The organism is Rhodothermales bacterium (assembly GCA_034439735.1).
In the GTDB taxonomy this organism is placed as follows: Bacteria; Bacteroidota; Rhodothermia; order Rhodothermales; family JAHQVL01; genus JAWKNW01.
The window spans coordinates 1-10495 of record JAWXAX010000173.1 but is presented as its reverse complement, the minus strand read 5'-3'; the positions used below and the strand labels follow the sequence as shown (position 1 = coordinate 10495).

Annotated in this window: 10 protein-coding genes; 2 read left to right on the top strand and 8 right to left on the bottom strand. The window is 61.0% G+C overall.

Annotation, left to right across the window (positions count from 1 at the left end):
• Nucleotides 1-251: 251 nt before the first annotated feature.
• The 5 genes from SH809_13425 to SH809_13405 all read right to left on the bottom strand — a co-directional run bounded on the left by SH809_13425 (nt 252) and on the right by SH809_13405 (nt 4635).
• The gene (locus SH809_13425) at nt 252-749 is read right to left on the bottom strand and encodes a DinB family protein (protein MDZ4700704.1); all 498 of its coding nucleotides are present in this window, start codon (nt 747-749) and stop codon (nt 252-254) included.
• Nucleotides 750-792: 43 nt separating this feature from the next.
• Entirely contained in the window at nt 793-2325 is a 1533-nt protein-coding gene (locus SH809_13420) for a T9SS type A sorting domain-containing protein (GenBank protein ID MDZ4700703.1), read from the bottom strand.
• Between the two features lie 138 nt (nt 2326-2463).
• A complete protein-coding gene (locus SH809_13415) occupies nt 2464-2919 on the bottom strand; it encodes a hypothetical protein (protein MDZ4700702.1) in 456 nt (151 codons plus the stop codon).
• 201 nt (nt 2920-3120) lie between these two features.
• Entirely contained in the window at nt 3121-3636 is a 516-nt protein-coding gene (locus SH809_13410; GenBank protein ID MDZ4700701.1) for a hypothetical protein, read from the bottom strand.
• Between the two features lie 108 nt (nt 3637-3744).
• Nucleotides 3745-4635: a hypothetical protein gene (locus SH809_13405; GenBank protein MDZ4700700.1), complete on the bottom strand. Its 891-nt coding sequence runs from the start codon at nt 4633-4635 to the stop codon at nt 3745-3747.
• A 287-nt stretch (nt 4636-4922) separates the two neighbouring features.
• Here SH809_13405 and SH809_13400 point away from each other — a divergent pair, with 287 nt between their 5' ends.
• A complete protein-coding gene (locus tag SH809_13400; protein ID MDZ4700699.1) occupies nt 4923-6632 on the top strand; it encodes a GMC family oxidoreductase in 1710 nt (569 codons plus the stop codon).
• 4 nt (nt 6633-6636) lie between these two features.
• Here the strand turns inward: SH809_13400 and SH809_13395 are convergent, their stop codons facing one another.
• From SH809_13395 to SH809_13385, 3 genes are all read right to left on the bottom strand, one after another.
• A complete protein-coding gene (locus SH809_13395) occupies nt 6637-7803 on the bottom strand; it encodes a Gfo/Idh/MocA family oxidoreductase (protein ID MDZ4700698.1) in 1167 nt (388 codons plus the stop codon).
• A 241-nt stretch (nt 7804-8044) separates the two neighbouring features.
• The gene (msrA, locus tag SH809_13390) at nt 8045-8593 is read right to left on the bottom strand and encodes a peptide-methionine (S)-S-oxide reductase MsrA (protein ID MDZ4700697.1); all 549 of its coding nucleotides are present in this window, start codon (nt 8591-8593) and stop codon (nt 8045-8047) included.
• A gap of 38 nt (nt 8594-8631) precedes the next feature.
• A complete protein-coding gene (locus SH809_13385; protein ID MDZ4700696.1) occupies nt 8632-9153 on the bottom strand; it encodes a hypothetical protein in 522 nt (173 codons plus the stop codon).
• 156 nt (nt 9154-9309) lie between these two features.
• On the opposite strand from SH809_13385, the gene SH809_13380 reads away from it, so the two are divergent.
• Nucleotides 9310-10495: DUF1549 domain-containing protein (locus tag SH809_13380; GenBank protein MDZ4700695.1), on the top strand; the 1186-nt coding region annotated here is incomplete at its 3' end.

Here is a 10495-nt window from a genome sequence, read left to right as displayed (position 1 = left end):
GGGCGTCTCGGCGAGGGGCGTCCGGTTGAAGGTGTAGAGGTCGGGCGCCGGCGGGGTGGCGGGTTCGGGGGCACAGGCGAACGGCAACGCCAGCAGAAACAGCAGGGGGATCGAGCGGCGCATGGCAGGCAACGGGAAGCGACGAGGAGAAACCGACAGAGAGCGTACGGCAATCATGATAAGAAACCCCTGACGGATTCCCATCAACCCGCGCCATGGTATCGACCAGCGGAACGGCCGGCTGTATCGAATTACTCCGGGTTTTCCATGGCAAAAAACAGCAGGTCCGTCCCGATCGCCGGCCGGCCGATCTGGCGGAGCAGCGTGGTGACCTGCCCGCGGTGGTAGGTGCCGTGGTTCACGAGGTGCTGAAAGAGCGTGCCGAGCGGGAGGCTGCCCCCTTTGCCGCTCATGAAGATGTAGGGGCGTTCGCCGGCGAGATCCGCCTCGCTCAGCGCGGCGATGAAGGCGTTGCGGTCCGCCTCGATCTCCCGTTGTTTCTCGATAAGCAGCGCCCGCGTGGGCTCCTTCGTCCAGGGCTCCGGCGCCATCGGGCTATTCCCCTGCCATCTATGCAGCCACACCCACTCGGCGCTAACGATGTGGCATACCGTGTCGCGGATGGTCGGGAAGCTGTTCCCCATCTCCCGGCTCCATTCCTCCTCGGTGAGCGGGGCGACGGCTTCGAAGATGCGGGCGGTGGCCCAGGCGTTGTAGGCGAAGAGCCGGCGGGCGGCGGCGAGGGTCATGGGGGGATTGGAAAGGTGAGATCGACGAAGAACACCCCGGAAGTTAGCGCACGAGGACCACTTTCCGCACCTCACGTTCCTGGCCGGCAATCATTTCGACGAGATACACCCCGCTCGGCGCCTGCCGGCCGTCCGAAAGCCGGCCGTCCCAGGCAATCGAGTACTTGCCGGTCGACATTGTTTGATCGATCAACGTAACCACGGCACGGCCCATGGTGTCAACAATCCGCACGACCACGCGCGAGGGTAGATCAACTGAATAGGTCAGCGTCGTACGTTCCCGCGATGGATTCGGAAACGGCGGCTGAAGCCGCGTGACGGCGGAATGTGTTGAGGGTAAATCCTCGACGGTTGTAGCCAAAAAATCGGCTCTCGGGTAGACGATCACAGAACCCACCTCATCCCCGTACCGCATGGTCCCGTCGATCGGATTGATCCATTCGCGATCCTCATATTGTGCCGAAACGGCGACATAGTTTTCGTCAACGGCGAGAACATACCCGTAACCGTCGCCCTGACTGGGTTCAGGTGCATTCCATGTGTGCTCCAATACCCAATCATCCCCCTCACGGGCGTACTCGTACAGGGTGCCCACATACGAAAGGCTATCACCGAACTGTTCTTCACCCCCGATAAAAAGGCGATCGGCCGCAAAGGCGATCTGGGTGAGAAACGTGGAGGCTTGAGGAGAGGAGGGGGGAGTAACGCCGGCGTCCTGCTCCGTCCAGATTCCCCCATCGGACTTTAAACGACGCATTTTGTGCGCTTTGTATGAGGAGATCACCACCTCGTCCGGGCTACATCCCAGCATCCTCCCAAATTGATCGTACGCTTCGATACTCGGGGAAACGGTTTTTTCCTGTTCGCTCCACACACCGTTTTCGAGCACATAAACATAGGCCGCTCCCGCCCAATCCCCGCCTTCAAAATCGCGGTGCGCACCGACGACGAGGACGTCACCCGCTACGCAAAATGGAGATCCATAACTCCCATCGAACCCTTCGATCTCGGCTGATGCTGACAGACGTTGAGATAACCTCCATTCATCGCCCTCTCGTTTGAAGACCACTACTTCTCCACCATCCCAAAAGCTATACATACCGAAACGCTTCCCAATGGTCGCCACGAAAATGAAATCCCCCATTATGGCTACCGGCCCCCAGAAATCGGAGGTGTTGGTATCACGTTCAATCAGCACTTGTTTTGCCACCCATCTGCCCTGGCGTCGCACATAAAGATGCACGAAGTCGCTCGTATAGCCGGCAACCACGAGCAGACTGTCCTGGGTATCCATCGCAGCGCCAAACACATCGCCGGCCTGGCCGGTAGGATCCATAATGCGATCCGTCTCCTGCCAATCGCCATCCACAATGGAGTACACATGCACTACGCCGGCGTAAGCGCCCTTTTCTGTATCTGCCGCACTCCCTATCAGCAGCTCGCCCTCACTGAATACAATGGCTTTTCCAAACACCGCCTCATTGGGAGGGTTGGGGTCGAACAATTTTGTATACGGTTGGGCCGCTGCCAGGCTTGCCATGGTGGTCAGGGCCACAAAGAGGAGATGCGCTTTCATCACGGTCGGTGTATGAACCCGGGAAAAGAGCAATATAACCCTGTTAGAGCGCTCTTGTCAGGGCCTAAATTCATACCTCACCAGACGTTCGACGGGCCGATTGGTGCCAGCGGCGATGTTGAGGATCACCCCGGCTCGTTATTTCTCCACCAGTTTCGCCAGTTCATCGTCCAGCCGCCGGTCGATGCCGGCGCGCCACTGGTCCAGTAGCGCGGCCACCTCGGGCGCTGCGCGGGTTAAGGCTTGGAGGGCGTCAAGCCCATCGGGCGTAGCGGCGAAGTGTTCGAGGGCCCGGGCGTCGTTTTCGGTCAGGGAGGCGGCAAGGTGAATGGTGAGGGTGTCGACGAGGCGGTCGGTGCGGACGGTCGACATAAACTCGACCCAGAATTCCCCGAAGACATCCGGGCGGGCATCGCGGAGGGTGTAGATATGGGATTCGAGTTGGTGGCGTGCCTGATCAACCAGGCCGAGGCGGACGACGAGGTCGCGGACGCGGGCGGGGTGATCTTGGGCCTGTACGGGGCCGGCGATTACGAGGGTCAAAAAAACGAGTTCGACAAAGACCCAATGGGTCTTGAACCGCTGTATCTTCATGATAACGCCGAGGTTTGAGACCCTTTGGTTCTGCGTCGCCTATATTCGTACCAGATACTTTTCTGACCAATCATTCATGATTCCACACAAGTTCGTTACAATTGCATCACCTCGAAGAACTCCCAAGGGTGCTGCAAGATAAAGGTACCTCTGCGGCGCTTGGTGGTTCAGGCAAAACAGCAACTCAAAAACGAGAACAACTCAGTCGACTTCGACAAACTTCCACGTATCGCCGGGCACTTCACCAATAAACTGCACATCAAGATCGACACGTGCGACCTGGACAATTTGCCTCGGAAATACGATGGCCCGGCAAATTCCTAGATCTGACATCGGACCGATCTCCACAAAGAGCTTACCCCCAAACTCATGGATGCTCTCAATGGCCTCCGCATGTCCGTGGCATCCCCCATAAAAGGTATCTCCCCAGAAAATCCCCAGAAGGATGTGCGACGAAAAATCAACGTATGGTCTGGGCCAGATATGATGTTCTTCGGTAAAGGCCTCCCATTCAGCAGCCGAGCGGAAGACCCGCGTGCCTGATAATTGCGACGAAAGTTGCATGGTGTTGATGCCATCCACCTTTTCGAAGGGTATATCCTCGCCCGGGACAACTGTGTCACACCCCAGCATAAAAACCGCAAGGAATACGCCTATCCCAATCAAACCGACAGGGAGACAACGGTCAATCAATAGGGCTCTACTGGAGGATGTCATGCGGATCGGACGAAGGTGAGACCTGGCGGCACGAGCCGGCTATTCGTTTACATATCCAACCAAGACCCCCTATGTTCCGCCAGACCTACCCCCACGGAAACATGGCCCTCAAGGCAGGAAACCCGCCGGAGCAGGGAAAGCCGGAGCAGGGAAAGCCAGAGCCTGAAACGGCCAGGTGCCGGCTTCTACTTCCCGCATAAATGCCGCATCGGCTTCGTCCGGAGTCACGCCGAAGGTATCCCGAAATGCCGCCGCTTGCTGATCCGGCTCGGCCAGCACCCGATCCAGAAAGAGATAGAAAGCGTCGGCGCCATACCGCGTCATGAGGTAGCGGACAAACTGCCGCCGCGTCTCCCGGACGAACCGGGAACGGTCCGCCTCGGTAATCGCCTCGAACCCGGCATCACGCGTCACCGGGTACAGGTACGCCTCGGCGATGGCCATCCGGCTCCACTCAACCTCCCAACCGCCCAAGCTCCCGGTGGCGATGTACGCCGCCAGTCCCTCCGACAGCCACTCCAGCTTCGCAAAGGCCATGCTCCGGGCAAGCGACATCTGCTGAAACAACACAGCGTGTGTGATTTCGTGCTTTAGCGCGTTCGCGGCCTCCTGGCCCGGCTGCGAGGCAAGGGGTGAAAGATAGACGACCGTGCCGGTAGGCAGGGTGCGGCCCGTATGCTCCCCGACACTACTGCTCAGCCCAAGCAAAGCCCCCCGGTTGAACAACCCCCACGAGCCGGCGACGACGATACGCACCGGCGATTCAAGCCAGAGCCCAGTCTGCGCCTCCACCTCGCCGATCAGGGCATCCAGACGGTCCAACGGAACCGGCGGCAGCGTAGTCGAGGGCATGATCAGGACCGCCTTTACCGAGCGGTACTCCGTGTAACCGATCCGGAAGGGTGCCCAGGGCACCAGCGGGCCGGCCAGAAAGGCCGCCGCCGAGGATACTACCGTCAGCGCCAGAAACAGCCCGGCGGCCCACTCCTTCCTGCTCATCGGCGTAGACCCGAAGGGTCTTGAAACGTCGACGATGAATACCACGCGAACGCTTCGAGACCCTTCGGGTCTGGCGGACCGGGATATACCTTATCCAGACACATTTCCAACGACATACATACCCTCAGACACAACTTCGTTACAAACTGAACCTACCGAGCTACTGAAGCGCCGACCGGTTTCCCTCCGCCAAACGCGCTGTCGCCTCGTGCATGGGTGACTTTCTCTTCCTACATACACTACCTTCTCGAACTCGTATACCTCCCCACCTCCGTCGCGGCTCCGCCATGCCTCAAGAAATAACCTCCTACGATGCCATCGTCGTCGGCTCCGGCATCTCCGGCGGCTGGGCCGCCAAGGAACTGACCGAAAGAGGGCTCAAGACACTCGTCCTCGAACGCGGCCGGCCGGTCGAACACATCGCCTCGTACGAAACCGAGCACAAAGCGCCCTGGGAATTCCCCCTCCGAGGCCGGCTCGACCCTGACGTGCGCGACCGCGACTACGCCATCCAGAAACGCACCGGCTTCCTGGACGACACCATCGACCACTTCTTCTTCAAGGACTCGAAAAGCCCCTACATCGAGGACAAACCCTTCACCTGGGTGCGTGGCGACCAGGTCGGCGGGAAGTCCATCACCTGGGGACGGTACGTATTCCGTTTCAGCGACCTCGACTTCGAGGCCAACGCCCGCCAGAGCATCGGTGTAGACTGGCCCATTCGGTATGCCGATATCGAGCCTTGGTACGATTATGTCGAGCGCTTCGCCGGCGTCTCCGGCGAAAAACTCGGCCTCGCCCACCTCCCGGACGGCCAGTTCCAGAAGCCGATGCCGCTCAACGCCGGCGAGCTCTACCTCCGCGAACGCATCCGCGCCCACTACCCGGAACGCTATCTCACCATCGCCCGCTGCGCCATCCTCACCGAGCCCATCGGCGACCGCCTCCCCTGCCATTATTGCGGCCCCTGCTGGCGCGGGTGCTCGACAGGATCCTACTTCTGCAGCCTCACCTCGACGCTGCCGGCCGCCGCCGCCACGGGCAACCTCTCCGTACGCCCCCATAGCATCGTCCACAGCATCGTTTACGACGAACAAACCGACCGCGCGACGGGCGTCCGCGTCATCGACGCGGAAACGAAATCGGACCTCGTATTTAACGCGCCGGTCATTTTCCTCTGCGGATCCACCCTCGGCTCCACCCATATCCTGCTCAATTCCCGGTCGAATCGCTTCCCCGACGGACTCGGCAATGCCAGCGGCGAACTGGGACACAACCTCATGGATCACCACTTTCATGTCGGCGCCTCGGGCGAACTGCCGGGTCTGGAGGACTCCTACTACTACGGCAACCGGCCCGTCGGCTTCTACATCCCCCGCTACCGCAATATCGGCGGAAATACGGAGATGAAGGACTTCGTCCGTGGATACGGGATCGAAGGCGATGCCTACCGGCCAAGCTGGGGCCGCGGCGCCGGTGAACCCGGCTTCGGGGCCGACCTCAAGGCCCGCCTCCGCGACCCTGGCCCCTGGCGCGTCGGCATGACGGGCTTCGGCGAAACGCTGCCCAGCCACGAGAACTATGTAGCACTCGACAACGCCGCGGGCGACCCTTACGGCATCCCCACCCTCCGCTTCCACGCGGAATGGGGTCCCAACGAACTGGCCATGCGCAAGGACATGGCCGAATCGATGGCCGAAATGCTTGAGCGCGCCGGCGCCACCAACGTTTCATCCTACGATGATCACGTGCCCGGCGGCATCGGCGCGGAAATGGGCCTCGGCATCCACGAAATGGGTACTGCCCGCATGGGGCGCGATCCGAAGACCTCCGTCCTTAATGGCCGCAACCAGCTGCACGAGGTCTCGAATGTGTTCGTCACCGACGGCGCCTGCATGACCTCGGCCCCCTGCCAGAATCCGTCCATCACCTACATGGCGCTGACAGCCCGCGCGGTGGACTATGCGGTGGGGGCGATGAAGCGGGGGGAATTGTAGGGGGTTACAAAACCGGCCACTTGAACGTTGACTGGATCGGCACCCGCCGGCCGGTCTCCTGCGACTCGCGCGCCGCGATGATGATCTCGAGCACGTGTAACGCGTGTTCGGGGCGGATGAGCGATTCTTTGCCTGTCGCCAGGCACTCGGCCACATACGACGCGCCTTGCTCCCACACGTAGCCCTCGGCGTCCTTCACGTGGCGCTCGAAGGACTGCCGCTCCTGCGTGGCGAGGTCGACGCCGTTTGGCTCCCAGTCGTACCCGATCAGCTGCATCGCGCCACCGGTACCCACCAGCGAGATCGTCGACCGGTCCTGGCCGGCGCCTTCGTGACCGTGCGGATCGAAGTAGTTGAACCCGCTCTGGACGTGTGAGAAGGTCCCGTTCCCGTGGTCCATCATCACCATGGCGTTGTCCTCCGCCACCACCCTTACGTCGCCCTTCTCGTCGATTCGCCGCATCGGGGTGATCACGCCGGTCATGGCCACCACGGCGCGGACCGGGCCCAGCAGCCCTGATAGCGTCGTCAGGTTATACACTCCGAGGTCGGGCAGGCTGCCGCCGCCCTCTTCGTAGAAAAACGACGACCAGGTCGGCCCCAGATGCCCGTACGTGGCGTGTGCCGCCGCGACGCGTCCGAGTTGGCCCTCTTGGATCGCCTTTGACATAAACGCAAAATGCGGGCTCGTCACCACCGCCGGCGCGCCCCAGATCCGCAACCCCTTCTCGATCGCCAGTTCCAGTAACCGCCAACCTTCAGCGTACGTGTTGGCCATCGGCTTCTCGCTCCACACGTGTTTGCCGGCCTCAAGCGCCTGTTTGTTCAGATGCCCGTGCTCCTGCATGTCCGTCAGGTTCACCAGCAGATCAAACGGCTCGCCGGCCAGCATCGCATCGATGTTCGGATACCGATGCACGACGCCATACGCCTCGCCCCGCTGCTCGGCACGCTCCGGAACCCGGTCGCATACACTGACGACCTGGACGTGCGACGACTTCGTGAGATGGGGTAGATAGACCCCCGACACACTGCCGCACCCGATCACGCCCACCCGAATGGCCGCCGACGCTTTGGGCGCCGCCACCGCGGCGCGGCTATCGAGTAGCGGGGTCAATAACGCGGCCGAACCCAACGTGCCGCACTGCGCCATAAACGATCGACGATCCATGTTTCACCCGTCAGTCTTTGATTTCCCCTCACCCCAAACTCCTTTAATATCAAGTCTTTAGAAATTGTAGAGATTTTGCAGATTTCACTAATAGCAAGTCATCCCCGCGCAGGCGGGGACCCAGAAAAAAGCCATTCTGACGGCTGGATTACTTCGTAAGTCGCTTCGCTCGTTTCCCGCCTTCGCGGGGATGACCGTGCCTTGGATTGGGGAAATCCCAACAGTTTCTCAATCTCTAATCTTACCCTGCTGCCAGCCGCGCGGCGTATTTCTCCCGCAACTTGATCACCTTCGGCGCGATGACGGCCATGCAATAGGGCTGGTAGCTGTTCCGGGCGAAGTAATCCTGATGATACGACTCCGCCGGCCAGAACACATCCAGTGGCTCAACCTGCGTTACTATGGGATCGTCGAACACCTCATCGGCCGTGAGACGGGCGATCACTGACTCGGCGGTGCGCTTCTGCGCATCATCATGATAATAAACAACCGATCGATACGGGGTCCCGACGTCTCCTCCCTGGCGATTGAGCGTCGTCGGATCGTGCATGGCGAAGAAGATCTCCAGTACGTCATTAAACGGGATCACGGACGGGTCGAACGTGAGTTGGACGACTTCGGCGTGGCCTGTCGTGCCGGTGCACACTTCTTTGTAGGTAGGATCGGGCTTATGCCCGCCGGCATAGCCGGAGACGATCTTCTCGATGCCCTTGAGCGGCGAATACACCGCCTCGATACACCAGAAACACCCGCCGCCGATCGTGGCGACTTCCAGGGCTTGTGCTGCCATTCCAGTAAGGGTTGGGGGATTGATGACGGGCCGGCGCCTCATGCGGCCGGCAACGACCGCACGGTGCGTTCCATGCGGACCGAAAAATCGAGCAGATGGTCGATCAACAGCACCTGCTCTTCATAACTCGCCTCCAGTTCATCGTGCATGATTCGCTGACACCGCGCCATGAACACCCTGGCCTCTTCCACCACGTCTTCCGAGACGGCCGGATACAGGCTCAACAACCCCTGATGCACCCGATGCAACAGGCGCAACACCCGATTGTAGCGCAACACGATGAGCATATGCCGGGTGGCCGCGACGGCCGTTTCATCGCCTTCGACGACCGAAATGACCAGACCTGATCGGATCTGCATCAGATGGCCGGCCAGCTCCACTCCGGCCTGCAGCAAACCGTCTATCGCACGATCCGCCTGCTCCTGATCCGATGGATCCCTGCCCGCACGGCGCTCCCGGATGCCGTGCCGCACTTCACTGGCGGTCGACAACACAGCCAACAGAGTCAGCGTGCGAAAAAAGGACAGCGGGCTGGATGTCGTGTCGTCGGTCGGTTTCATGGGGTAGCGCGTGGTGTGCGTGGCCGTTGTAACGACACGTCAACTCGCAAAGTGCCCGTTCAAGTAGCTGAATCTGTGGCTTTCGTCGCGTACATTAGTGATCCCACGTTACCCCTTTTGCGTATCAAGCGCTGCATTCAGCATACCGCACAACCCATGCGTCTCCTCCCTGTCCTGGCCCTCGTACTCCTCGCCGGCTGCGCGCCCGATAAGCCGGCCGATGTCCTGGAGGCTGAAAATCGGCTCCCGGAGACGATCGACTTCAACTACCACGTCCGCCCCATCCTGTCGGACCGCTGCTTTGCGTGCCACGGACCGGACGCGAACAAACGCGAGGCCGGCCTCCGGCTCGATCTCGAGGAACAGGCGAAGGCCGAATTGACGGAGTCTCCAGGCAAGTACGCCATCGTCAATGGAAAGCCCGGCCGGAGCATGCTCTTCCACCGGATCGTATCCGACGATCCGGAGACGCAGATGCCGCCGCCCGAATCCAACCTCGCCCTCACGGCCGACGAAAAAGCCATCCTCATCCGCTGGATCGAACAGGGCGCCGTGTATAAGCCCCACTGGGCCTTCATCCTCCCCGAAAAACCCGCGCCGCCGGCCGCCGACGACTCCGCCCGGGTCCGCAACGAAATTGACGCCTTTGTCCTGAGCCGGCTCGAACGCGAAGGTCTCACCCCCGCTCCCGAAGCCTCCCGCGAGACGCTCATCCGGCGCGTCACGTTCGACCTGACGGGTCTGCCCCCCACCATCGAGGAAATCGATGCCTTCCTCGCGGACGATGCACCGGGCGCCTACGAACGGGTCGCCGACCGGCTCCTCGCCTCGCCGGCCTATGGCGAACAGATGGCCAGCGCCTGGCTCGATGTCGCCCGCTACGCCGACAGCCATGGCTACCAGGACGACGGCATGCGCAACGTCTGGCCCTGGCGCGATTGGGTCATCGAGTCGTTCAACATCAACCAGCCGTTCGACGAATTCGTCACCTGGCAGATGGCCGGCGACCTCCTCCCGAACCCCACCAAAACGCAGCTGCTCGCCACGGCCTTCAACCGCCACCACATGCAGAGCCAGGAAGGCGGCATCGTGCCGGAGGAATACCGCGTCGAATATGTGGCCGACCGTGTCCAGACCGTCGGGACGGCCTTTATGGGTATCACGATGCAGTGCGCCCGCTGCCACGACCATAAATACGACCCGGTCACGCAGAAGGAATACTTCGAACTCTTTGGTTTCTTCAATAGCGTCAACGAATTCGGTAACATCCCCTACTCCGGCGAAGCCGCCCCGACCGTCATCCTCCCCAGCCCGGAGGCCGAAGAAGCCCTCGTCGGCATCC